The sequence below is a fragment of the Roseovarius sp. CAU 1744 genome (genome assembly GCF_039839345.1).
In the GTDB taxonomy this organism is placed as follows: domain Bacteria; phylum Pseudomonadota; class Alphaproteobacteria; order Rhodobacterales; family Rhodobacteraceae; genus Roseovarius.
This window is the reverse complement of sequence record NZ_JBDOQV010000003.1, coordinates 144,525-168,821: the sequence shown is the minus strand read 5'-3', so window position 1 is coordinate 168,821 and position 24,297 is coordinate 144,525. Positions and strand designations below refer to the sequence as shown.

Genomic DNA, 24,297 nt, shown 5'->3' with positions numbered 1-24,297 from the left:
TGTTACCTTTCTTCCGTCTGCGAGAGAGTGGCCGTATCGGCGAGCGCCTTCACTTTCGACGCCGCGATGACCTCGTTCGTGTTCACGAAACGCTCGTGGTTTTGGGCGACCTTCGGCAGGTCGTAGAGGTAGTTCACCATTGCGCCACCGGATTGGGCGATGCCGTTTTCCGACGTGTCCGCGTTGGCGTGGACCGCGTGAATGATCGCGCCGTTGCCAAGGTGAAACCGCGCCACCGGATCGAAGGGTAACCCGCCACGGCCTTTGGCATGCAGCAGGTAATGCGCGGCCAGGCTCTGCATCCTCTCGGGGTCGTCGGCTGACCACGCGTGGCCCTGTTCACCCAGCCACTTGGTAAGGCCGGGTATGGGCGAAAGCGTGACAAAGGTCTTCAACCCCGAAAGTTCGACGGAGAGGTCCGAGGCCACCTGTTTGATCAAAGAATTCCCGAACGAGATGCTGGCAAGACCGGCCTGGCAGTTCGAGATCGAATAGAACACGGCGGTATCGGCCTGACCCGCCGGCATTGCCGTGCGGTCCTCGGCCAGCAGCGCTTGTATCGATCCGGGTATTCCGGCGGTCAGCGCCACCTCGACAAAAATCAGCGGCTCATCCGGCATCGAGGGGTGGAAGAACGCGAAACAACGGCGGTCGGCCGGTTCCAGCCGACGCCTCAGATCCTCCCAGCTGTCGATTGCGTGCACGGCCTCGTAGGCGATAATTTTCTCAAGGATATGCGCCGGGCTTTCCCAGCTGATCGGGCGCAGAACCAGAAAGCCGCGGTTGAACCACGAGACGAACAGGTGGCGGAAATCCAGATCCAGCGCTTCCAGTTCCGGCGCACCCTTGCCAAGGCGCAGCAGGTCGGCGCGCATCCGGACGAGCGCGCCTGTCGCACCAGGGACACGGTTCAGACGGCGTATCAGCTCTTGCCGCGCCGGTTCGACCGCGGATGCAAAGGAACGGTAGGTCGCCTTGGAGGGATGTTTTTCATATTCATCCAGCGTCGTGCGGACGGTCTCGGGGTCGATGTTCATCGCGCTCGTGAGATAGGTGAAGAACGCCAGCTTGTCGGCGTCGTCCAGCCGCGCGAAACGTGACAGGATTTCCTCGGCAAGTGCCAGCCCCGAAGTTTCGCCCGCCGACCCGACCAGTGCATCACAGAGCTCGGGCAGTGGCTTGTCATCCATCGTGCCTTCACGCGATTCGCGCCGGTAGCGCCGTTCGAATACGGTTGAAAGAAGATCCGCAAGAAGTGTCATATCGCGGCCCCCATGACCACATCAGGCAACCAGGTCGCAAGACCCGGGAACAGGCAAAGCAGGATGATCGCCAGGATCATGCACGCGACGAAGGGAAGCGAGCCGGTCAGGATGGTCTTCAGCGAGATGTCCGGCGCGATGCCGTTGATGACATAGAGGTTCAGGCCAACCGGAGGTGAAATCAGCCCGATCTCCATGTTGATCGTGAGCACCACGGCAAACCAGATCGGGTCGAAACCGGCGGTGGTGATGATCGGCAGCAGGATCGGCGCGGCCATCAGGATCACGGCGACAGGCGGCAGGAAGAACCCGGCGATCAGCAGAAAGACGTTCACGGCACCCATCAGCACCCAGCGGTTCACATCAAGCGTTCCGATCCATTCGGCGATGGATTGCGTGATGAAAAGCGAGCTGAGCATGTAGGAGAAGACGCCGGCGGCGGCGATGATGAACAGGATCATCACCGATTCCTTGGTGCTGTCGCGCAGCACAACCCAGAGGTCGCGCGGATCCCAGAGCTTGTAGATCAGCATGGCGATGAGCAGGCAAAGAAGTGCTCCGACGGCGGCCGTTTCGGAGGGCGTCGCGATGCCGCCATACATGGCATAGAGAACCCCGAGGATGATCAGCAGGAAGGGCACGACTCGCGGCAGGATCTCGAACCGCTCCGCCCAAGTGTAGCTGCCCGAGCCAAGGCGCGTCGCGTCACCGCTGCGCCAGGTCGAATAAAGCGACCAGGCCATGAACAGGCCGACCAGCATCAGGCCGGGGATGACGCCGGCCAGGAACAGCCGGCCAATCGAGGTTTCGGTCGCGATACCGTAGACAATCATCGTGACCGAAGGCGGGATCAGGATGCCCAGCGTGCCGCCCGCAGCAATTGATCCCGCGGCGACCGCGTCGGGATAGCCGCGCTTGCGCATCTCGGGGATGCCCATCTTGCCGATGGCCGCGCAGGTGGCGGGCGACGAGCCCGACATCGCCGAGAAGAGGGCGCAGGCACCAAGGTTTGACACCACAAGGCCGCCGGGGACGCGGGTAAGCCAACGTTCCAGCGCTTCGTAGAGGTCAGCGCCCGCGCGGGTCGAGGCAATCGACGCCCCCATGATGATGAACATCGGGATCGACAGCAGCGCAAAATTGTCGAGCTTGCCAAACAGGATTTCCGGCATCAACTCCAGCGAGCGTGCGCCATCGAAGGCAATCAGGAAACCGGCTGACACGATCAGAAGGCCGATGGCGACGGATACGCCCGAGAAGAGAACAAGGATGGTGGCGATGGCCACGATCCCGCCAAGCAGAAGGGGGTCCATCAGCTCTACTCCAATCCAAAAGGTTTATCGATGCCGAGCAGGACGGCGATGAGGTCTGCGATCAGTTGCAGAAGAAAGAGGCCAAAGCCGACCGGGATCGCCAGGTAGGGAATCCACAGGCGCACGCCCCAGACAGTGTCGGATTTCCAGCCACGTTCCCAGGCGAAATGCCAGTATTCATAGCCGTACCAGAGCATCACCGTGACGATACCGATCGACAGGACCGAGGTCAGGATCGCCATGGCAAAACGGGCACGCGGCGGCAGCGATATCGGAACCAGGTCGACATTCACATGGCCCCGCAGACGCTGCACATAGGGCAGGCCGACAAGCGTGGCGGCGATCACCAGATAGATCACGGCCTCGGTCTGCCAGATCGTCGACTGGTTCAGGACGAACCGGACGATGATCATCTGACAGGTGATCGCGACCGCAGCGACGATCATGGCGGCAGAGCACCAGCCCGCCAGGGTGGAAATCGCGGCAACCGTTTTCAGGAACGGGTTATCGCCCGACCGTGCGGCGACCGCGGAGCTATGACCAGCCATATCGAATACCTCTGGGTTCAGGACATTGCGGAAGAGGCGGAGCAGGACCGGGTTCGGCTGCTCCGCCGACTTAGGGTGTCATTCGACGGCGAGCGCCTTGTCGAGCAGCTCCTGTCCGTCCGGAACCTCTTCGACGAACAGCTTGTAGGACGTCGCCTTGGCTAGCTCACGCCAGGCCTCGAAATCTTCCGCCGACATCTCGGCGATTTCGACACCGGCGTCCTTGAACACCTGAGCCGATTGCGCGTCCTGTTTCTTGGCTTCTTCCAGATAGAAGGCCTCGGCTTTCTCCGATGCCGCCAGCAACGCGTTCTGCTGATCTTCGGTCAGGCCTTCGAAGGTGGATTTGTTCATCAGCAGCGGCTGGTACATGAACCACAGAGCGACATCACCGGCGGGGGTGTAGCAGCTGACCTGTTCGTAGATCCGATACGATACGAAAGAGGAGGACGAGGTGTTTGCAGCCTGCAGAACACCGGTTTGCATCGCGTTGTAGATTTCAGACGACGCCATGGAGGCAATCGACGCCTCGGCGCCTGCCAGCATCTGTTCAAAGGATTTGCCAGCGGCGCGTGTTTGCAGCCCTTTCACGTCTTCGGGCTTGGTGATGCACTTGTCCTTGCCGGCAAATCCGCCCGCCAGGTAGCCGTGAACCAGCACCATCACGTCATCTTCTGCCATCTTCTCTTCTAGCGCCTGCATGAACGGCGATTCGGCCAGGCGCGCCGCGTGGTCGTGGTTTTTCACCAGGCCGGGCATCAAGGTCAGGTTGTAGGCAGGTTGTTGACCGCCGGCATAGCTCAGCGGCAGCACCGTCATATCAAGCTGTCCGCGGCTCAAGGGCTTGTATTGCTCACGTGGCTTGAACAGCGATTTCGAACCGAAGATCTTTATTTCCAGATCTACACCGGCGGCTGCCACCTCATCAGCCACCATTTGCGCCACCTGATGGCGGATGTCCTTGTTCGACCATTGGTGAGACAAGCGCAACTCGGTCGCTTGCGCCAAGGATCCTGTTGCCACCAGTGCAAGCGTGGCCACAGCAGATTTAAGAATGGATTTCATGGTTTCCTCCCAGCTTTCCAAACCCGGCGATTCCCGGGGGCACCGAAAGGGTAAGTGATTTGTGTTTTTTATGTCAAGTTTATTGTATACAAGAAATCAATTATTGAATTTTATATCTCCTCGTAATAATACAAAGAACATGGAGCAACGCCGTGCCGATAACATTGCCGAGGAACTTGAAGAGCTCATTTTCGATGGGACTTTTTCTGATGGCGAACGGTTGGATGAGGTCCGTCTTGCGCAGCAGTTCGGTGTTTCCAGGACACCACTTAGAGAGGCTTTTCAAAGGCTTGCCCTGTCGGGATTGGTAGAACTTATCCCGCGGCGCGGCGCGTTTGTCCGGCAGCCCGGACCGGTTGACCTGTTGGAGATGTTCGAGGTCATGGCCGAGCTGGAAGCGGTGTGCGGGCGGCTTGCGGCGATGCGCATTTCCGAAAGCGCCCTGCAGGATCTTCGCGGCGCGAATGACAAGTGCAAAAAGGCGGTTGATGCCGGAAACCCCGATTCCTACTACGCGGAAAACGAAAGGTTTCACCGAATCATCTATCACCAGTCCGGCAACTCGTTTCTGGAAAATGAAGCGGTGAAACTGCACAAGCGGCTCAAGCCGTTCAGAAGGCAGCAATTACGGTTTCGTGGCCGGATGGCGCAATCCATGGCAGAACACGAGGCGATCGTTCAGGCGCTGGATAGCGGCGATGCGGAAAGCGCCGCGAACGCCCTTCGCAGCCACGTGGCCGTGCAGGGTGAGAAATTCCATAATCTGATGGCAAGCCTGAAGAGTGCTTCCGTGTGAGCACAAGCCTCGACCTGGCAATGTCGGGGCCTTCCCGCGATCTGAACAAGGCCGTGGCAGTCACGAACGGGTGGTGATCTGGTGCGGCGGGACCGTTCCAAGAGCGAGCATGTGCATCTGCCGGGCCGGGACGGCCCCGGAATGGGCCGCCGCATCGGCGCGACGGGCGGTCAAGGCTGACCATCCTGTGTTGTGCTGATCCGTTTCAGGAATGTCCGATCCTCGCGCAGCAGGAACTTCTCGGCCTGGGCATAGGCATAGTTCTCCTGCCCCAGCGGATCTGCGGCCAGCCGGGCGCGATAAGCCTCGTAGTCGGCGAGCGATGCGATGTCGTAGATACCATAGGCCAGGGTGCTGCTGCCCTCATGCGGGGCGAAATAACCGATCAGGTCGGCGCCGTTGCGCGGGATCGCCTCGGCCCAGTTCCGGGCGTAGCGCACGAACTGCGCTTTCTTGGTCGGATCGATGTGATAGCGGATGATACAGGTAAGCATGGTGACCTCCTTTGGCAGCTGCCGCAACGTTAGCAGATTGCATGACGGGTATAATTCGTTTACCATCGAACCATGAAAGACGCCCCTGACATATCCCGCATCGCGTCCCTGATCGGGGATCCGGGACGCGCCAACATCCTGACCGCGCTGATGACCGGCAAGGCCCTGACCGCGACCGAGCTGGCCGGCGAGGCCGGCGTGACCCTGCAGACCGCCTCGGCCCATCTGTCAAAACTGCACGAGGGCGGGTTGATCCGGCCACGCAAGGAAGGGCGGCACAAGTATTTCTCGCTGGCCTCCGAAGACGTGGCCCATGTGCTCGAGGCGCTGATGGGCCTGGCCGCCGGCACCGGCCATTTGCGCCACCGCCCCGGCCCGCGCGACCCCGAACTGCGCCACGCCCGGATCTGCTATAACCACCTTGCGGGGGACATGGGCACACGGGCCTATGACAGCATGGTCGCCCGTGGATTTCTGCGCCGGGCCAATGGCGGGTTGCTGCTGACGGATGAGGGCCTCAGCTTTGTCGCCGGGCTGGGGATCGACCTCGACGCGCTGCCGCCCTCACGGGCCCCGATGTGCCGTGATTGCCTCGACTGGTCCGAGCGCCGCTCGCACCTTGCCGGACGGCTCGGGCGTGCGCTGCTCAGCCATATGCAGGATCATGGCTGGGCCAGGCGGATCGAAGGCACGCGGGTGATCCGCTTCTCACCCTCGGGCAGGACGAATTTCAACAACGCCTTTCCGACGCCCTGACCGCTGCGATGCCTTGCCGGGCCGTGTGGTCCTGAAACCCGCACAGGGAAGGTGCCCGTGCCGGCATCAGGCCAGATTGCGCGCCAGATAAGTCCAGTCTAGACTGCGGCGATGGCTATCTCCGTCGAAACCTTTTTTCTCGATCCCGACGCCCAAGGCACGCTGCAGGCGCAGATCCAGCAGATGATCGCGCAGGGCATCCTGTCAGGTCGGTTCCGCAAGGGTGAAAAGCTGCCCTCGTCCCGCAAGCTGGCCAGCCATCTGGGGGTCAGCCGGATCACCGTGACCCTGGCCTATACCGAGCTGCAGGCCAATGATTACCTCTCGGCCCGGGACCGGTCGGGGTATTACGTGTCCGACAACGCGCCGGAGCCGCCCGAGTTTTCCGCGCACCACCCGCGGCAGGACAGGATCGACTGGTCGCGCGCCCTCGGGCGGCGGTTTACCGGGGGCGTGACGCCGGAAAAGCCACAGGACTGGTCGCGCTATCGCTACCCTTTCGTCTACGGGCAGGCCGATCCGAAACTTTTTGATCACGGCAACTGGCGTCAGTGCGCCTTGCAGGCGCTGGGCCAGAAGGACTTCCAGGCGATGACCACGGACTACTACGATCAGGACGATCCGCAACTGATCGAGTTTGTCGCCCGCCACACCCTGCCACGCCGGGGAATTCTGGCAGACCCTGCCGAAATCCTGATCACGATGGGGGCGCAGAACGCGCTGTGGCTGACCGCACAGGTGTTGTTGACGCAACGCCGCACCGCCGCGATCGAAGATCCCTGCTATCACGCGCTGCGCGATATCCTGACCCAGTCGCGCTGCCATCTCGCGCCGATCACGGTCGACCGGGACGGCTTGCCCCCCGAGGCGCTGCCCGCACAGGCGGATGTTATCTTCACCACGCCAAGCCACCAGTCCCCGACCAATGCCACCATGCCGCTGAACCGGCGCAAGGCGCTGTTGAAAAAGGCGCGCGAGATGGACGCGCTGATCGTCGAGGACGATTACGAGTTCGAGATGTCGTTTCTCAGATCCCCGCTGCCGGCGCTCAAGTCGCTCGATACCGATGGGCGGGTGATCTACGTGGGCAGCTTCTCAAAATCCATTTTTCCCGGGCTTCGACTTGGCTATCTCGTCGGCTCCAAGGCATTCATCCGCGAGGTGCGCGCCCTGCGTACCAGCGTCTTGCGCCACCCGCCGGGACATATTCAGCGCACCGCGGCCTATTTCCTGTCGCTCGGCCATTACGACAGCCTGATCCGCAAGATGGGTCAGGTCTACGCTAAGCGTCGCCAGGCGATGGAACATGCGCTGGAGGATCTTGGCCTGCAGATTACCGGCCGGGGGTTGTTTGGCGGATCGTCGATCTGGATGCGCGCCCCGGATGGTATTGATATGAATGCGGTGGATGCGCGCCTGCGCCGCCAAAGCGTCCTGATCGAACCCGGGGTTCACTTCTTTCACGGAGAAAACCCACCGCGCAATTTCTACCGGCTGGCCTATTCTTCGATCCCGGCGGCGCGCATCCCCGACGGCCTGGCGATCCTGGCGCGGGAACTGGACAAAGGCTGATCTCGGCGCAGATCGCCGGCCGGCAATGAAACAGATTGCAATTTACAGGAAACCGGAATTTTTCTTTCGACGAGGGCAAAAGCGGCTTGCAAGACGCACATGTTTTCTTGAACCATTACATTCGATGTCCGGGGTTTCTGGACATACCGTAGCTGTCAAACTGGCCCTAACAGTGTATCCGTCTCGCCGCTACTTTCCGGCCAAATTTTCCCGCCCTTCATCAATTCTCCTGCAGACGAGGATCACCCCATGAAAATGACCACCGAGGAAGCGTTTGTCAAAACCCTGCAAATGCACGGTATTGAACATGCTTTCGGCATCATCGGATCGGCCATGATGCCGATCTCCGACATCTTCGGCGAAGCTGGAATCACTTTCTGGGATTGTGCCCACGAAGGGTCGGGCGGCATGATGGCCGACGGCTATACCCGCGCCACCGGCAAGATGTCGATGATGATTGCCCAAAACGGCCCGGGCATCGCCAACTTCGTGACCGCCGTCAAAACCGCCTACTGGAACCACACGCCGTTGCTGCTGGTCACGCCGCAGGCCGCCAACAAGACCATGGGCCAGGGCGGTTTTCAGGAAATGGAGCAAATGCGCATGTTCGCGGATTGCGTGGCGTATCAGGAAGAAGTGCGCGACCCAAGCCGCGTTGCCGAAGTGCTGAACCGGGTGATCATGAACGCCAGGCGCGCCTCGGCCCCCGCGCAGATCAACATGCCGCGGGATTTCTGGACTCAGGTGATTGACATCGACCTGCCGGCGATTGTCGAATTTGAACGCCCCGCCGGCGGTGTCGAAGCGGTGGCCCATGCTGCCGAACTGCTGTCGAACGCCAAGAACCCCGTGATCCTGAACGGTGCCGGCGTCGTGCTGTCCAAGGGCGGTATCGACGCGTCGATGGCACTGGCCGAACGTCTGGATGCGCCGGTCTGTGTTGGCTATCAGCACAATGATGCCTTCCCCGGCTCGCATCCGCTTTTTGCCGGTCCATTGGGTTATAACGGTTCCAAGGCGGCGATGCAGCTGATCAAGGAGGCCGATGTCGTGCTGGCGCTTGGCACCCGCCTGAACCCGTTTTCGACCCTGCCGGGCTATGGCATGGAATACTGGCCCTCGGATGCCAAGATCATCCAGGTCGACATCAACCCCGATCGGATAGGCCTGACCAAGAAGGTCACAGTGGGCATCATCGGTGACGCGACCAAGGTGGCCAATGGCATCATGGCGCAGCTGAGTGACACCGCCGGCGACGCCGGCCGCGACGAGCGCAAGGACCGTATCGCCAAGACCAAATCGGCCTGGGCGCAGGAACTGACCTCGCTCGACCACGAAGAGGACGACCCCGGCACCACGTGGAACGAACGTGCCCGCGCCGCCAAGCCGGACTGGCTGAGTCCGCGCAAGGCATGGCGCGCCATCCAGGCCGCGTTGCCGAAAGAGGCGATCATCAGCTCGGATATCGGCAATAACTGCGCCATCGGCAACGCTTACCCGTCCTTCGAGGAGGGCCGCAAATACCTGGCGCCCGGCCTCTTTGGCCCCTGTGGCTATGGCCTGCCATCGGTGATCGGCGCCAAGATCGGTTGCCCGGACGTGCCGGTTGTGGGTTTCTCGGGCGACGGTGCCTTTGGCATTGCCGTGACCGAGCTGACCGCCATCGGCCGCGAGGAATGGCCCGCAATCACCCAGATCGTTTTCCGAAATTACCAATGGGGCGCGGAGAAGCGGAACTCGACTCTTTGGTATGATGACAACTTCGTCGGCACCGAGCTGGACGAGCAGGTCACTTATGCCGGGATCGCCAAGGCCTGTGGCCTGCAGGGCGTCGTCGCGCGGACATCGGAAGAGCTGACCGCGGCACTGGATCAGGCGATCAAGGATCAGAAAGCGGGCAAGACTACGCTGATCGAAGCCATGATCAACCAGGAGCTGGGCGAACCCTTCCGCCGCGACGCGATGAAGAAACCCGTCCGGGTGGCCGGGATCGACAAGGCCGACATGCGCCCTCAGAAAACCTGAGGAAACATGGGGGACGCCGATTCCATACTGGTCATCAATGCCGGGTCGTCCTCGATCAAACTGGCGGTTTTCGACCCGGCCCTGACGGTAACACTAAACGGATCGGCCACCGGGATCGGCGCCCGCAGCGGCCGTGTGGACATTGCCGGCCGGCAGCGGGAACAGGCGCTGCCGGACCATGCTGCGGCGCTGCGTGTATTGTTGGAAATGCTTGCGAATGCGGGGTTCGCGCTCTCGGCTTTGCGCGCTGTTGCACATCGCGTCGTTCACGGCGGGACCGAACTGACCGCACCCCAAGAGATTACACCGGCCATCCGCAATGCCATCGAGGCCTGCACGCCGCTGGCGCCGCTGCACAACCCGAACAGTCTGGCCGCCATTGACACTATCGGCCAGATGGCTCCGGATTTGCCGCAGTTCGCAAGTTTCGACACCGCGTTTCACGCAACGAATCCCGAGGTGGCGACACGTTACGCGCTGCCGGACAGGACCGACACCAGCGGCATTCGCCGGTATGGCTTTCACGGCATCAGCTACGCGGCGCTGGTGTCGAATTGGCAATCGCATACCGGAACGCCGCTCCCGGCGCGCCTGCTGGCGCTTCATCTGGGGAATGGCGCCTCGGTCTGTGCCATTCGCGATGGGCAGTCGGTGGCAACCACCATGGGGTATTCGCCGCTCGAAGGTCTGACCATGGGAACCCGCGTCGGCGGCATCGACGGCAATGCCGTCCTGCACCTGGCCGCGACCATCGGCATCGCGGAAACCCATCGCTTGCTCAACCACGAAAGCGGCCTTCTGGGCCTGTCGGGGCTCAGCCAAGATATGCGCTACCTTGAGCAGGAGGGTGGCCGGGAGGCGCGGTTCGCCGTCGATCACTTCTGCTATTGGGCCGCGCGGCATTCCGGATCGCTGATCGCGGCGATGGAAGGCTTGGATGCGATCGCCTTTACCGGCGGCATCGGTGAAAACGCGACCCGGGTGCGCGAGGCGATTGCCCGTCAGCTGGCATGGGCCGGAGACGTCGATATTCATGTCATCCCGGCACAGGAAGAAAGACAGATCGCCAGTGATGCGTTGAATCTGATGGATCGGACGCAATGACCTGCGCCTTCGCGGCCGGAAGGGTAAAACCCATCGATTCCGCAGGACCAAGAAACCGGTCGCGGCACCATGAAATCTGCCTTAACCTGAACCGCGCCCGAACAGGAAACCAGTGATGACGTTCAATCAGCCCAAGATCGAAACCTCGCCCAAGGTCTCGGACGAGGTTCGCAAAACCACCTGTTACATGTGCGCCTGCCGCTGCGGCATCAACGTGCACCTCAAGGGGGGCAAGGTTGCCTATATCGAAGGCAACCGGGACCATCCGGTCAATCGCGGAGTGCTGTGTGCCAAGGGGTCCGCCGGCATCATGCAGGTCAATGCCCCGTCGCGCCTGCGCGCACCGCTGAAACGGGTGGGACCGCGCGGTTCGGGCGAATTCGAGGAAATCAGCTGGGACGAGGCGTTGCAGATCGCCACCGATTGGCTGGAGCCGATCCGCAAGGACAACCCCGAGAAACTGGCGTTCTTCACCGGCCGCGATCAGTCGCAGTCTTTCACCAGCTTCTGGGCACAGAATTTCGGCACGCCCAACTATGCGGCACATGGCGGCTTCTGTTCGGTCAACATGGCGGCGGCGGGCATCTACACGATGGGCGGTGCCTTCTGGGAATTCGGCCAGCCCGATTGGGACCACACCAAGCTATTCATGCTTTTCGGCGTGGCCGAGGACCATGACAGCAACCCGATCAAGATGGGCATCGGCAAGATCAAGGCGCGCGGTGCACGGGTCATCGGCGTCAACCCGATCCGCACGGGATACAATGCGGTAGCCGACGATTGGGTCGGGATTACGCCGGGCACCGATGGCCTTTTCATCCTGTCGCTTGTGCACGAGCTGATGAAGGCGGGCAGGATCGACCTTGATTACCTGGCGCGTTTCACCAACGCGCCGGTGCTGGTGAACGGGGATGAGAAATCGCCCGAATACGGGCTCTTCCTGCGCGACGCGGTGGGCAAGCCGTTGGTCATTGACCGCAAGACCGGCAAGCTGACCGCCTTTGACAAGCCCGGCGTGCGCCCCGACCTGCGCGCCACCCACCGCGCCGCCGGTGTCACGCATCGCCCGATCCTGCACCTGATGGCCGAACGGTACCTGGACAAGAAATATGCGCCCGAGGCCGTCGCGGAACGCTGCGGCATCAGGCCGGAAAAGATCAGGTCCATCGCCGCCGAACTGGCCCGCGTCGCGTTCGATGAAGCCTTTGAACTGGACCATGAATGGACCGATTTCCGCGGTGAAAAACATACCAGGATGGTGGGCCGCCCGGTCAGCTTTCACGCGATGCGCGGGGTCAGCGCCCATTCCAACGGCTTTCAGACCTGCCGCGCGCTGCATGTGTTGCAGATCCTGCTGGGTTCGGTCGAGGTGCCGGGCGGCTTCCGCTTCAAGCCGCCCTATCCCAAGCCGGTCAGCGCCCATCCCAAACCACATGTCGGCGTCAACCCGAGCGCGCCGCTCAACGGGCCGCATCTGGGCTTTGTCGAGGGGCCGGACGATCTGGCGCTGAAGGAAGACGGCACGCCGGCGCGGATCGACAAGGCCTTTACATGGGAAAACCCGATGTCGGCCCACGGCCTGATGCATATGGTGATCTCGAACGCCCATGCGGGCGACCCGTACAAGATCGACACGCTCTTCATGTATATGGCGAACATGTCGTGGAATTCTTCGATGAACACCAAGGGTGTCATGGAGATGCTGACCGACACCGATGACAACGGCGAATACGTGATCCCTCGGATCATCTATTCCGATGCCTATTCCTCGGAAATGGTGGCCTATGCCGACCTGATCCTGCCCGACACCACCTATCTGGAACGGCATGACTGCATCTCGCTGCTCGATCGACCGATCTGCGAAGCCGACGGCGCGGCGGATGCAATCCGCTGGCCGGTGATCGAACCCGATCGCGACGTGCGCGGGTTTCAGACGGTTCTGGTGCAACTTGCCAACAGGATGAAACTGCCCGGGTTTACCAACGAGGATGGCAGCGCGAAGTACCACGATTACGCCGATTACATGGTCAACCACGAACGCCGTCCGGGTGTCGGGCCGCTGGCGGGGTGGCGCATCGGCGAGAAGGGTTTGAACCACGGACGCGGCGCCCCGAACCCGTCACAGCTGGAAAGCTATATCGCCAATGGCGGATTCTGCGTGAAACACATCCCCGACGGGGCGAACTACTACAAACCGTGGAATGTGGCCTATCAGGACTGGGCGGTCGAGATAGGCCTTTACGACACGCCTCAGCCGTATGTCTTCGAGCTCTATGTCGAGACCATGCGCAAATTTCAGCTGGCCGCCGAGGGACACGGCGATCGTCAGCCACCCGACAACCTGCGCGAACGGATCAAGGCCACGATGGATCCGCTGCCGATCTGGTACGCGCCTTTCGAGGATGGCAATGTCGACCCGGTCGAGTTTCCGATCCATGCGCTAACCCAACGGCCGATGGCGATGTATCATTCCTGGGGCACGCAAAACGCCTGGCTGCGGCAGATCCACGGCCGCAACCCGCTCTATGTCCCGACCAGGATCTGGGAGGCAAACGGGTTCCAGGAAGACGATTGGGCCAAGGTCACCTCTGCGCATGGCGAGATTACCGTGCCCGTGGCGCATATGGCGGCGCTCAACGAGAACACGATCTGGACCTGGAATGCGATCGGCAAGCGCAAGGGCGCCTGGGCCCTGGGCGAGGACGCGTCCGAGGCCACGCGGGGTTTCCTGCTCAACCACCTGATCCACGAGCTGCAGCCACCCAAGGGCGACGGTCTGCGCTGGTCGAACTCGGACCCGATCACCGGCCAGGCGGCGTGGTTCGACCTGCGGGTGAAGATCGAAAAAACCGCCGCTCCGACCGAGAGCCTGCCGAGTTTTGACCCAATCGCATCCCCGGTGGGTCAGGGCCCCGAACAATTGACCTGGAAGGTGGGCAAATGAGAGCAACAATTTTCTTCAAAGAAAATTGCCCGGAAAATTCAAATTTTCCGGCTGCCGGAGGCACCCGATGACGCAGTTACCCGCCACCACGCAACGTAAGCTGGGTCTTGTGATCGACCTTGATACATGTGTGGGCTGCCACGCCTGTGTCGTGTCCTGCAAGGGCTGGAATACCGAGAATTACGGCGCGCCGCTTTCCGATCAGAACGCCTATGACGGTGCGGCTTCCGGCACGTTTCTGAATCGCGTGCACAGCTATGAGGTACAGCCACTGGCCACGTCCGAGATGCCGCACCCGGCCGCCCAGCTGATCCACTTCCCGAAATCCTGCCTGCATTGCGAGGACGCGCCCTGCGTCACCGTCTGCCCGACCGGCGCCAGCTACAAGCGCGTCGAGGACGGGATCGTGCTGGTCAATGAAAGCGACTGCATCGGTTGCGGGCTCTGCGCCTGGGCCTGCCCCTATGGTGCGCGAGAGCTTGATGCCGCCGAGGGGGTGATGAAGAAATGCACGCTCTGTGTCGACCGCATCTATAACGAGAACTTGCCGGAAGTGGACCGCGTGCCCGCCTGCGTGCGCACCTGTCCCGCCGGCGCGCGCCATTTCGGCGATTTCGCGGACCCGGAAAGCCATGTCAGCAAGCTGAGCGCCGAACGTGGCGGCATGGACCTGATGCCCGAGCAAGGCACCAAGCCGGTCAACAAATACCTGCCGCCTCGCCCCAAGGATCAGATGGACCGGGCCGGCGAGGTGGACGTGCTGGCCCCGTTTCTTGAACCGGTGGTGGAAGAGCCCAGGGGCTTCCTCGGCTGGCTCGACAAGGCACTGGAAAGGATCTGAGATGCACCCGGCCCCTTCGGTCATCGTCTTCACCACCCTCTCGGGTCTTGGCTTTGGCCTGCTGTTTTTCCTCGGTCTCGGGCTGCCGGATGTCTCGGGCTGGGTCGCTTTCGTGTTTTTCGCGATGGGTTTCGGCTTGGCGGTGGGCGGGTTGCTGGCCTCGACCTTTCACCTGGGCCATCCCGAACGCGCCATCAAGGCCTTCAGCCAATGGCGCAGCAGCTGGCTCAGCCGCGAGGGCGTGGCCGCCGTGGCCGCTCTTTTGGTCATGGGGCTTTATGCGGCATTGCTGATCTTTCTGGACGTGAAACTGGCCCCCTTGGGATGGATCGGTGCGGTGCTTTGCCTGGCGACGGTCTATGCCACCTCGATGATCTATGCCCAGCTCAGCACCGTGCCGCGCTGGAAAACCGCGTTGACGCCTGCGCTTCTGTTGTCGATCTCGCTGGCCGGTGGCGCGCTTCTGGCCGGCCAATTGGCGCTGGCCAAGATCCTGCTGCCGATTGCCGCCGTGATCCAGGTGATCTGGTGGGTACGCGGCGACACTGCGCTGAAACAGAGCGGCACCGACATGGCCAGCGCCACGGGGCTGGGAAATATCGGCAGCGTCCGCGCGTTCGAACCGCCGCATACAGGCACCAATTACCTGCTGCGCGAACTGGTCTTTGAGGTGGGCCGCAAGCACGCGGTGAAATTACGGGCCATTGCGCTGGTTCTGGGCTTTGTCCTGCCGGTTCTGTTGATCCTGATCCCCTTCGCGCATGCGTTGGCCCTGGTTGCGATCGTGCTGCACCTGATGGGCATCGCCGCATCGCGCTGGCTGTTCTTTGCCGAGGCCGAACACGTGGTCGGACTCTATTACGGGAAACGCTAGCGCAGCGCGGCAGGCAAAGGGTATGTCTGCCGCTTTGCGAACAGTCTCATCCTTGGCACTTTGCGCCTCGCGCGGCTCCGGTTGCTTGGCAAGCCCGGGCGCAAACCGGAAATCGTGATCTCTAACCAAGCTCGGCCAGTGAACAAGAAAAGGCGCCCCGAATTCGGAGCGCCCGTTCATTTGTTCTGCGAAGGCAGCGGTATTATTCGCCGTCTTTCTTCTTTTCTTCCAGCGGCAGTGCCACGAACCTGGCATCCTGATCGCGTACGACGCGCAGCAGGATGGATTTGCGGCCGGCATCCTTCGCCTTGTCCACCAGATCTTCGAATTCGGCGATTCCGGCGATCTTGAGCATGCCTGCGCCGGCTTCGGTGATCAGATCACCCGGACGCACGCCTTTTTCGTAGGCTTCAGAAAGCTCATCCACATCCGTGACCAGAAGGCCGGTCGTGTCTGCATCGAGGTTCAGCGCCGTGCGCGCCTCGTTCGTGATGGCGCTCAGCGAGAGGCCCAGCATTTCCTTTTGCTGAGGTTCCTCGGCATCATCGTCCTCGGTGCCCGGTTGGGCGGCGGGAACCGCGCCTTCCGCCGCTTCGCGGCGACCCAGTGTGACCTTCAGCGTCTGTGTCTTGCCATCGCGGAACACCTTCACGCGTACCGTCTTGCCGACCTCGGTATTACCCACCTGGCGCACCAGGCCGCGGGTATCTTCGACTTCCTTGCCGTCAAACGAGATGATCACATCACCGGATTCCATGCCGGCCTCGGCGGCGGGGCCCTCGGGAACATCGGTCACCAAAGCGCCGGCAACCTTCTCGAGGCCAATCGCCTCGGCTACGTCATCGGTCACATCCTGGATGCGGACACCCAGCCAGCCGCGGCGGGTTTCACCGAATTCCTGAAGCTGTTTGACAACCTTGGTGACGACGTTCGACGCCATCGAGAATCCGATGCCGATCGAACCGCCATTGGGGCTGAGGATTGCGGTGTTCACGCCGATCACCTCGCCGTCGAGGTTGAAGAGCGGCCCGCCCGAATTGCCGCGGTTGATCGCGGCGTCGGTCTGGATGTAATCGTCATAGGTACCGGACAGCGCCCGGTTGCGGGCCGATACGATGCCCGCACTGACGGAAAAACCCTGTCCAAGCGGGTTGCCCATCGCAACCACCCAATCGCCCACGCGCGCCAGATCGCTGTCGCCAAAACTGACGAAGGGCAATGGCTCTTTCGCATCGACCTTCAGCAATGCGATATCGGTCTTGGGGTCGGTGCCGATCACCTTGGCCTCAAGCTCCTTGCCCGAGTAGAATTCGACGATGATTTCATCGGCGCTTTCGATCACGTGGTTGTTGGTGACCACATAGCCATCCTCGGAAATCACGAAACCCGAGCCCAGGGCCGAAGTGCGGCGGGGGCGGTCGCCGTCTTCGTTCCGTTCGCGGAACTGGCGAAAGAAATCCTCGAACGGAGAACCTTCGGGAACGATGGGCGACGGGCCGGTGCCCTGTGCCATGACCGTCGATGTGGTGATGTTCACGACCGCAGGGCTGAATTTCTCGGCCAGATCAGCAAAACTGTCGGGCCGAGCCTGGGCCACAATGCTTTGTGCCAGCAGCAGCGCAAACGTCAGTGCCGTCAGCCAGAATGCGCGCAAACTGTTGATATTCTGCCGTGTTACCGGAACGGATTGAGCCTTCACGCGAAAATCTCCCTTGGTGTCCTCAAATTACCCGGCCACGAAGCCGGACCTGTCTATTGATATATTTAGGTGCCGATCCGCAGATCGCAAAGACCGCAACATCCGGTCACGTGCATGTGATGGTCTGGGGCAGCTTATCAGGCGCCAAGCGTTTTGGCGACCCAGACCATGATAAGCCCCAGAACGATGGCAAGACAGCCCAGGAGGCGGCGGCTTTCGATCGGCATGGCCCGCAGTGCCACCAACAACTGGTCAATAAGCGAAGGGGCCAGTGCATAGACCAGCCCCTCGACAATCAGTACCAGCCCGAGGGCCAGAAACGTGGTTTCGATCATTGCGCCTGCTGCGAACGGATGGCCGCGGCGCCCTGATCGGACCGCAGATAGTTGAAGAATTCGCTGTCGGGCGAAAGGACCATCGACGAATTCTGACCGGTGAGCGATTGCTCATAGGCCGCCAGCGAACGGTAGAACTCGAAGAATTCGGGATCTTGCGCATAGGCTTCGGCAAAGATCTTGTTGCGTTCCGCGTCGGCCTCACCTTCGATGATCCGGGCATCACGGCGCGCTTCCGACAGGATCTCCTCGTAGGTTCGGTCGGCGGTTGCTGTCACACGCTGCGCGGCCTCGCGGCCCCGGGCGCGTTCGTCGGTGGCCTCACGTTCACGTTCGGCAATCATCCGCTGAAGCGTCGCGTCAAAGTTCTGCTCGGGCAGATTGGTCTGGCGCAGGCGCACATCGACCACATCCAGGCCAAGCGCCGCGGCGCGGCTGTCGGCACGGGTTCTGATCTGTTCCATCAGGCCCGCGCGTTCAGGTGACAGGATGGTATTTGATGTCACGCCTTGCGAACCCAGAACCGCCCGGATCTGACCGTCAAGAATGTCGTTTAGCTGGATTGCCGCCTCACGCTCGCCGCCGGCCGCAAGGGCCTGCCTGAACTGCACCACGTCGGTGATGCGGTACAGCACGAAGGCGTCCACCTCAAGCCGCCGGTCATCGGCGGGGGTGACTTCGATAACCGGGGTTTCCAGCGACAGGATCCGGTCCTCGTAGCGGACCACCTCGTCCAGCAACGGCACCTTGAAACCCAGGCCGGGCTCGACCCGTACCTGCTTGATCTGGCCAAAGCGCAGGACCAGGACCTTCTCACGTTCATCGACGATGAAGATCGCCGACAGCACCGCGACCACGGCAACGATGAGAATCGGAATGAGGAGTTTGGTTTTTCCCATCAGTTTGCCCCCTGATTGCGGCGCAGTTCGTTCAGCGGCAGGTAGGGCACCACGCCCTGCGCACCGCCATTGGTGTTATTTTCAAGGATGATCTTGTCGACATCGCCCAGCACCTTTTCCATCGTTTCCAGATAGAGGCGCTTGCGGGTCACTTCCGGCGCTTCGCGGTACTCGGCCAGAACGGCCAGGAAACGGCTGGCCTCACCCACGGCGTCGTTCACGACGCGGGCGCGATACCCCTCGGCCGCTTCGAGCAATTGGGCGGATTCACCGCGCGCCTCGGCCAGTTTGCGGTTGGCATAGGCATCGGCCTGGCGCTCCACCCTGTCGCGTTCCTGCTCTGCCGCCTGCACGTCGCGGAAGGCGTCGATCACCGACACCGATGACGTGCGCCCTTCGGTGTCCGTCACGTTCACGCGCTGGCTGGGCGGGTCCACCTTGTTGAAGTTGACGCGGACGATGTTGATGCCGGTTTCGCGGTTGTCCAGCGTGGTCTGGATCAGCTCCTTGACCCGCGCCTCGATCGCGGCCCGGTCGCGGTTCAGGATCGGGGCCAGTTCGGATTGCGCGATAACTTCGCGCATCGCGGCCTCGGAAATCGCGCGGACCGAATCGTTGGGATATTTCAGCGAGAACTTGAAATTCTTGGCGTCCTTGATGTTCCAGACCACCTGGAAATCAATGTCGACGATATTCTCGTCGGTGGTCAGCATCAGCCCGTCATTGTCCCGGCCCGACCGGCGCACACCGATATCCTCGGTGCGGTTGGTGGTGACGTTGAAGACCTCGTAGGTGACCACCGGCCAGGGGGCAAAGTTCAGACCCTCGGTGCCGATGCCGGAAAATTCGCCCAGAAACAGCTCGATCGACTGTTCTTCGGGCTTGACCGTGTAGAAGCTGGCCATCCCCCAGGCAAAAACAGCCGCCGCAAGTCCCAGAAATATGGTGCCCCTGCCGATGCCGCCGCCATTACCGCCGCCGCCCGCACCGCCGCCGCTATTGCCGCCGCGACCGCCCATCAGCACACGCAACTGGTCCTGGCCTTTTTTCACAAGCTGTTCGATTTCGGGGATCTGCCCGCCCTCCGGCGGGCGCCTGCCGCCGCGATTGCCGCCGCGGTCGTCATCGCCGCCGCCCGAATTTCCGCCGCCGCCCCAGGGGCCGCCAGAATGTCCAGCCATGTATCATCTTCCCTTCTTATGCCGCTTTTCCAAGCGGTGTATCTAACCTGTGCCGTAAAGGCAAAATTTCAAGCTGTCCTGATCGGCTCCCGCATCGTGACAATCTCTTCGGACATGGTGGGATGTACCGCCACGGTCCTGTCGAAATCTTCCTTGGTGGCACCCATCTTGATGGCAATACCCGCCAGCTGGATCATTTCGCCGGCACCGGGCGCGACCATGTGGCAGCCAAGCACCTTGCGCGTCGCCTTGGACACGACAAGCTTGAACAGCACCCGGTCTGGCTGGTTGGCAAAGGCGGATTTCATCGGCCGGAACGAGGTGCAGTAGATTTCGACCGGCTCCTGTTCGCGGGCCTCTTCCTCACTCATGCCAACCGTGCCCATTTCCGGCTGGGTGAAGATCGCGGTCGGGATCAGTTCATGATCCACCGGCGTCGGATTGCCGTTGAACACGGTTTCGACAAAGGCCATGCCTTCGCGGATAGCCACCGGCGTCAGGGCAACGCGGTTGGTCACGTCGCCGATCGCGTAGATCGACGGCACCGAACTCTGGCTGTATTCATCAACCACGATCTCACCCCGCCGGCCGATTTTCACGCCGACCTCTTCCAGCCCCATGTCGGCGGTGTTCGGGTCGCGCCCGGTGGCGAAGAACACCGCGTCGAACACGTTTTCCGATCCGTTGGTCGCCTTGACCCAGACCGGTTCGCCGGTGTCCTCGGCGCCGGGCAGAAGATCTTGCGTGGTGCCGACAGGGGCACCCATCGCCGCATCTGAACCTGTGCCGGCGTGGCTGGCCGAATGATCTGCGGAGGCCGGTGCCATTTCCAGGATGTTGGTCCCCAGATGCAGGTCGATGCCCTTTTCCTGCATCGATTCGGCGATCAGCCCGCGTGCCTCGTCATCGAAGCCGCGCAGGATCTGCGCGCCGCGGTAGTATTGTGTCACGTTCACGCCCAGGCCATTGAGGATACCGGCAAATTCACAGGCGATATATCCGCCGCCAACGATCAGCACGGACTTGGGCAGCTTCTTGAGTTTGAAAATGTCGTCCGAGACCATGCCCAGATGCGCGTTGGGCATGTCCGGGCGCACCGGATGGCCGCCGGTCGCCACCAGAATGTGCTTGGCGGTAAAGCTCTTGCCGGTGCTGAGCTCGACGGTATGCGCGTCGGTCAGCCGTGCGCGGGCGTCGAAACTATCCACACCGCTGTTCTTCAGCAGGTTGCGATAGACCTCTTCCAGGCGGTCAAGCTCGGTATTCAGCTGACCCGAGAAGGCCGTCCAGTCAAACGCACCCAGCGAGAGATCCCAGCCATAGGCCCGCGCCTGATCGGGTGTGCCGGCGAATTCCGAGGCAAAGACCATCAGTTTCTTGGGCACACAGCCGCGGATCACGCAGGTGCCGCCATAGCGGTCCTCTTCGGCCAGCGCCACCTTTGCCCCGCCCGAGGCCGCCACCCGCGCCGCCCGGACCCCGCCCGAGCCGCCACCGATCACAAAGAGATCATAGTCAAACGCCATTCCGTTTCCTGCCTTAATCAAGCATATCGGTGAACAGGTTGTCGGATTCCAGGAAATCCAGACGGTCCTCTTCCACCGTGCCCTGGTTGATGTCGCGCGTCTCGACCCGGCCATCGCCATAGCCCAGAACCACCACGTCGCAGATATCAATGAACAGCCCGTTTTCAACCACCCCCGGCATCTGGTTCATCGCCAGAGACAATTGTTGCGCGTTGCCGATCCGGCCCAGGTGCAGATCAAGGATGTAATTGCCCTCGTCGGTCACGAAGGGGCTTTCGCCATTCATCCGCAGGGTGGCGTCGCGGCCAAGGACATCCATGCTGATCAACAATTCCTCGATCAGCGATTTCGTGGTCTGCCAGCCGAACGGAATGACCTCGACCGGCAGGGGGAACGCACCGAGGGTTTCGACCTCCTTGCCAACATCGGCAATCACGATCATCTGGTCCGAGGCGGTCGCCACGATCTTTTCTTGCAACAATGCGCCGCCGCCGCCCTTGATCAGGTTGAGGTCGGCATCGAATTCATCCGCCCCGTCGATCGTGACATCCAGCCACTTCGCCTCATCAAGGCTGATCACCTCGATCCCCACTTCGCGCGCCAGGTCGGCGGTCCGGGTCGAGGTCGGCACACCGCGGATTTTCAGCCCGTCATCGCGAACCATCTCGCCCAGGCAGCGCACCATCCAGGCGGCGGTGCTGCCGGTGCCGAGCCCCACGCGCATCCCGTCCTCGACAAAATCGACAGCACGCTTGGCGGCAACGAACTTGGCCTTGTCAATGGGCGATAATTCTCCGGACATATGAGCGACTCCCCGATCTTTGGCAGCGGTTATAGGGGCAATGCAGGCGGGGTGCGAGGGGGCAATCCATGCCGAGGGCAAGTTTTGACGGCCGAGGCGTCGTTTTTTGACGGGCGGGGCACCAAGGGTGCCATAGGGTCGTGACATGAACACGCCCTATCGCCTGCATTATGCACCAGACAATGCGTCCCTGATCGTGCGGCTGACGCTGGAAGAGATGGAACAGCCCTATGACGCCGTGCTGGTGGACAGGCGCAAGCGCGCGCAAAGGTCTGCCGAGTATCTGCAACTGAACCCCGCCGGGCTGATCCCGGTGCTGGAAACGCCCGACGGGCCGATCTTCGAAACCGGGGCAATCCTGCTTTGGCTGGCGGATCGCCACGGCGGCATGGCGCCGGCCCCGGACAGCCCCCAACGTGCGACGTTTCTGAAATGGCTCTTCTTCACGTCAAACACGGTGCATTCGGGGATGCGGCTGCTGTTTTATTCGGAGCAATATGTCGGGCCGGACCGCGCGCATCAAGAGGGCCTGCGCGGGCATGTGCACGGGCAGTTGTCACACCACCTTGCCGCGCTCGATGCCGCGGCAGCCGCCCGTCCTGCCTGGTTTGGCGGCGCGGCCCGTTCGGTGCTGGATTTCTATGTTGCTTGCCTGTTGCGCTGGATGGTGCTTTACCCGGTGGGCGGCTGTGACTGGTTCGACCTGTCGAAATGGCCGCATTTGCAGGCTATGGCGGCGCGACTGGAGCCTTGCGCCAGCGTCCGACGTGCCATAGATGCCGAGGGTCTGGGGCCGCATCCGTTCACCGCCCCGCGATACGCCAATCCGCCAGAAGGGTTTGCCAGCTGATGTTTCTTTCTGTCTTCGACATGTTCAAAGTGGGTATCGGCCCGTCATCGTCGCACACGATGGGGCCGATGGTGGCGGCGGCGCGGTTTCTGGACAAGATGCGCGCGGCAGAGTTCACCTGCCACGGGGTCAAGGGCTCGTTGCATGGGTCGCTTGCGTTTACCGGTGTCGGCCATGCCACCGACAGGGCCACGATCCTGGGGCTCGCAGGCTTTGTTCCCGACAGCTATGACAACGACAAGGCCGAAGCCGCGTTGGAGCAGATACGCGAAACGCACACGGTGCACCCCAAGGGGCTGCCCGAGCTCAAGTTCAATCCCAAGGAAGATCTGCTGTTCGATTTTGGCCCCAACCTGCCGGGCCACGCCAATGGCATGATCCTGATGGCCACCGACAAGCAGGGCGACGTGATCCTGCAGGAAACCTATTACTCGATCGGCGGCGGCTTTGTGATGACCGAGGCTGAACTGGCGCAGGGCCGCAACACCGAAGAGGGCGATCCGGTGCCCTATCCGTTCAAGACCGCGGCGGAAATGCTTGAGATGGCCGAAACCAGCGGCAAGACCATCGCCGAGATGAAGAAAGCCAACGAACATTCGCGTGGCGGGCCGGAAAACCTGACATCCGGCGTGGCGCGTATCTGGCAGGTGATGGATGATTGTATCGAGCGCGGCATGAACACCGACGGTGTTTTGCCCGGCGGGCTGAACGTAAAGCGCCGCGCCAAGGGTATCCGCGATGCGCTGATCGCGGAACGCGGTACCAACCTGAACGCACCGCACAAGATCAACGATTGGATGAGCGTTTACGCGATGGCCGTGAACGAAGAGAACGCGGCCGGCGGGCAGGTGGTGACCGCGCCCACCAACGGCGCGGCCGGTGTGGTGCCGGCGGTCATCAAATATTGGCTCGAACATGTGCCGGGTGCGTCGGAAAAACAGATCGAAGATTTCCTGCTGACCGCGGCGGCGATTGGCGGTCTGGTAAAGTTCAACGCCTCGATCAGCGGTGCCGAAGCGGGCTGTCAGGCCGAAGTAGGCTCTGCTTCGGCGATGGGGGCGGCCGGGCTGGCGGCTGTTCTGGGCGGCACGCCAGCGCAGATTGAAAACGCCGCCGAGATCGCGCTGGAGCATCATCTGGGCATGACCTGCGATCCGGTCAAAGGCCTGGTGCAGGTACCGTGCATCGAACGCAACGGCCTGGGCGCGATCAAGGCGGTGTCGGCGGCATCGCTGGCCCTGCGCGGCGACGGCACCCATCTGGTGCCGCTTGATGCCTGTATCGAAACAATGCGCCAGACCGGTGCGGATATGAGCGAGAAATACAAGGAAACATCGCTTGGCGGGTTGGCCGTCAACGTTCCAAACTGCTGATTTCTCCACCGTTTTCGCCAAATAACCACGCCGGCGCC

Annotated in this window: 21 protein-coding genes; 10 read left to right on the top strand and 11 right to left on the bottom strand. The window is 61.8% G+C overall.

The annotated features are described in order from the left end of the window. Window positions 1-2: 2 nt before the first annotated feature. The 4 genes from AAFO92_RS07275 to dctP form a co-directional block, all read right to left on the bottom strand. Entirely contained in the window at window positions 3-1,262 is a 1,260-nt protein-coding gene (locus tag AAFO92_RS07275) for a malonyl-CoA decarboxylase (RefSeq protein ID WP_347534054.1), read from the bottom strand. Next, on the bottom strand, window positions 1,259-2,575 hold the full coding sequence (locus AAFO92_RS07270; RefSeq protein WP_347534053.1) for a TRAP transporter large permease: 1,317 nt from the start codon (window positions 2,573-2,575) through the stop codon (window positions 1,259-1,261). The genes AAFO92_RS07275 and AAFO92_RS07270 overlap by 4 nt, the downstream gene beginning before the upstream one ends. 5 nt (window positions 2,576-2,580) lie before the next feature. After that, window positions 2,581-3,123, bottom strand: coding sequence for a TRAP transporter small permease (locus AAFO92_RS07265; protein WP_347534052.1), 543 nt, complete (start codon window positions 3,121-3,123; stop codon window positions 2,581-2,583). Window positions 3,124-3,201: 78 nt separating this feature from the next. Then, window positions 3,202-4,188 (bottom strand): TRAP transporter substrate-binding protein DctP, encoded by a 987-nt coding sequence (dctP, locus tag AAFO92_RS07260; protein ID WP_347534328.1) that lies wholly within the window; start codon window positions 4,186-4,188, stop codon window positions 3,202-3,204. Window positions 4,189-4,327: 139 nt separating this feature from the next. Here dctP and AAFO92_RS07255 point away from each other — a divergent pair, with 139 nt between their 5' ends. Beyond that, complete coding sequence (locus AAFO92_RS07255) at window positions 4,328-4,984, top strand: GntR family transcriptional regulator (RefSeq protein ID WP_347534327.1); 657 nt, start codon at window positions 4,328-4,330, stop codon at window positions 4,982-4,984. A gap of 170 nt (window positions 4,985-5,154) precedes the next feature. Here the strand turns inward: AAFO92_RS07255 and AAFO92_RS07250 are convergent, their stop codons facing one another. Beyond that, entirely contained in the window at window positions 5,155-5,478 is a 324-nt protein-coding gene (locus AAFO92_RS07250) for an NIPSNAP family protein (protein ID WP_347534051.1), read from the bottom strand. A gap of 72 nt (window positions 5,479-5,550) precedes the next feature. Here AAFO92_RS07250 and AAFO92_RS07245 point away from each other — a divergent pair, with 72 nt between their 5' ends. The 7 genes from AAFO92_RS07245 (at window position 5,551) to AAFO92_RS07215 (ending at window position 15,594) form a co-directional block, all read left to right on the top strand. After that, window positions 5,551-6,234, top strand: coding sequence for a winged helix-turn-helix domain-containing protein (locus AAFO92_RS07245; protein WP_347534050.1), 684 nt, complete (start codon window positions 5,551-5,553; stop codon window positions 6,232-6,234). A 111-nt stretch (window positions 6,235-6,345) separates the two neighbouring features. Continuing rightward, window positions 6,346-7,806 (top strand): PLP-dependent aminotransferase family protein, encoded by a 1,461-nt coding sequence (locus tag AAFO92_RS07240; RefSeq protein WP_347534049.1) that lies wholly within the window; start codon window positions 6,346-6,348, stop codon window positions 7,804-7,806. A 249-nt stretch (window positions 7,807-8,055) separates the two neighbouring features. Next, the gene (xsc, locus tag AAFO92_RS07235; RefSeq protein ID WP_347534048.1) at window positions 8,056-9,831 is read left to right on the top strand and encodes a sulfoacetaldehyde acetyltransferase; all 1,776 of its coding nucleotides are present in this window, start codon (window positions 8,056-8,058) and stop codon (window positions 9,829-9,831) included. 6 nt (window positions 9,832-9,837) lie between these two features. Beyond that, window positions 9,838-10,935, top strand: a complete 1,098-nt coding sequence (locus tag AAFO92_RS07230) for an acetate/propionate family kinase (protein ID WP_347534047.1) — start codon at window positions 9,838-9,840, stop codon at window positions 10,933-10,935. Window positions 10,936-11,050: 115 nt separating this feature from the next. Beyond that, window positions 11,051-13,879, top strand: coding sequence for a molybdopterin oxidoreductase family protein (locus AAFO92_RS07225; protein ID WP_347534046.1), 2,829 nt, complete (start codon window positions 11,051-11,053; stop codon window positions 13,877-13,879). Window positions 13,880-13,946: 67 nt separating this feature from the next. Next, complete coding sequence (locus AAFO92_RS07220) at window positions 13,947-14,720, top strand: 4Fe-4S dicluster domain-containing protein (protein ID WP_347534045.1); 774 nt, start codon at window positions 13,947-13,949, stop codon at window positions 14,718-14,720. Window position 14,721: 1 nt separating this feature from the next. Continuing rightward, complete coding sequence (locus tag AAFO92_RS07215; RefSeq protein ID WP_347534044.1) at window positions 14,722-15,594, top strand: DmsC/YnfH family molybdoenzyme membrane anchor subunit; 873 nt, start codon at window positions 14,722-14,724, stop codon at window positions 15,592-15,594. A 202-nt stretch (window positions 15,595-15,796) separates the two neighbouring features. Here the strand turns inward: AAFO92_RS07215 and AAFO92_RS07210 are convergent, their stop codons facing one another. The 6 genes from AAFO92_RS07210 to rpiA form a co-directional block, all read right to left on the bottom strand. After that, window positions 15,797-17,293 (bottom strand): DegQ family serine endoprotease, encoded by a 1,497-nt coding sequence (locus AAFO92_RS07210; protein ID WP_347534043.1) that lies wholly within the window; start codon window positions 17,291-17,293, stop codon window positions 15,797-15,799. Between the two features lie 137 nt (window positions 17,294-17,430). Next, window positions 17,431-17,628, bottom strand: a complete 198-nt coding sequence (locus AAFO92_RS07205; RefSeq protein WP_347534042.1) for a DUF2065 domain-containing protein — start codon at window positions 17,626-17,628, stop codon at window positions 17,431-17,433. Then, a complete protein-coding gene (gene hflC, locus AAFO92_RS07200; protein ID WP_347534041.1) occupies window positions 17,625-18,527 on the bottom strand; it encodes a protease modulator HflC in 903 nt (300 codons plus the stop codon). Before hflC ends, AAFO92_RS07205 begins: the two co-directional genes overlap by 4 nt. After that, a complete protein-coding gene (hflK, locus tag AAFO92_RS07195) occupies window positions 18,527-19,708 on the bottom strand; it encodes an FtsH protease activity modulator HflK (protein ID WP_347534040.1) in 1,182 nt (393 codons plus the stop codon). Before hflK ends, hflC begins: the two co-directional genes overlap by 1 nt. Window positions 19,709-19,776: 68 nt before the next feature. After that, window positions 19,777-21,234, bottom strand: a complete 1,458-nt coding sequence (locus AAFO92_RS07190) for an FAD-dependent oxidoreductase (protein ID WP_347534039.1) — start codon at window positions 21,232-21,234, stop codon at window positions 19,777-19,779. Window positions 21,235-21,247: 13 nt separating this feature from the next. Then, window positions 21,248-22,036, bottom strand: a complete 789-nt coding sequence (gene rpiA / locus AAFO92_RS07185) for a ribose-5-phosphate isomerase RpiA (protein WP_347534038.1) — start codon at window positions 22,034-22,036, stop codon at window positions 21,248-21,250. Window positions 22,037-22,181: 145 nt separating this feature from the next. On the opposite strand from rpiA, the gene AAFO92_RS07180 reads away from it, so the two are divergent. After that, window positions 22,182-22,886 carry a glutathione S-transferase family protein gene (locus AAFO92_RS07180; protein ID WP_347534037.1) on the top strand — a complete coding sequence of 235 codons (705 nt, stop codon included), beginning with the start codon at window positions 22,182-22,184 and terminating at the stop codon, window positions 22,884-22,886. Further along, the gene (locus tag AAFO92_RS07175; protein ID WP_347534036.1) at window positions 22,886-24,259 is read left to right on the top strand and encodes an L-serine ammonia-lyase; all 1,374 of its coding nucleotides are present in this window, start codon (window positions 22,886-22,888) and stop codon (window positions 24,257-24,259) included. The genes AAFO92_RS07180 and AAFO92_RS07175 overlap by 1 nt, the downstream gene beginning before the upstream one ends. Window positions 24,260-24,297: the final 38 nt, after the last annotated feature.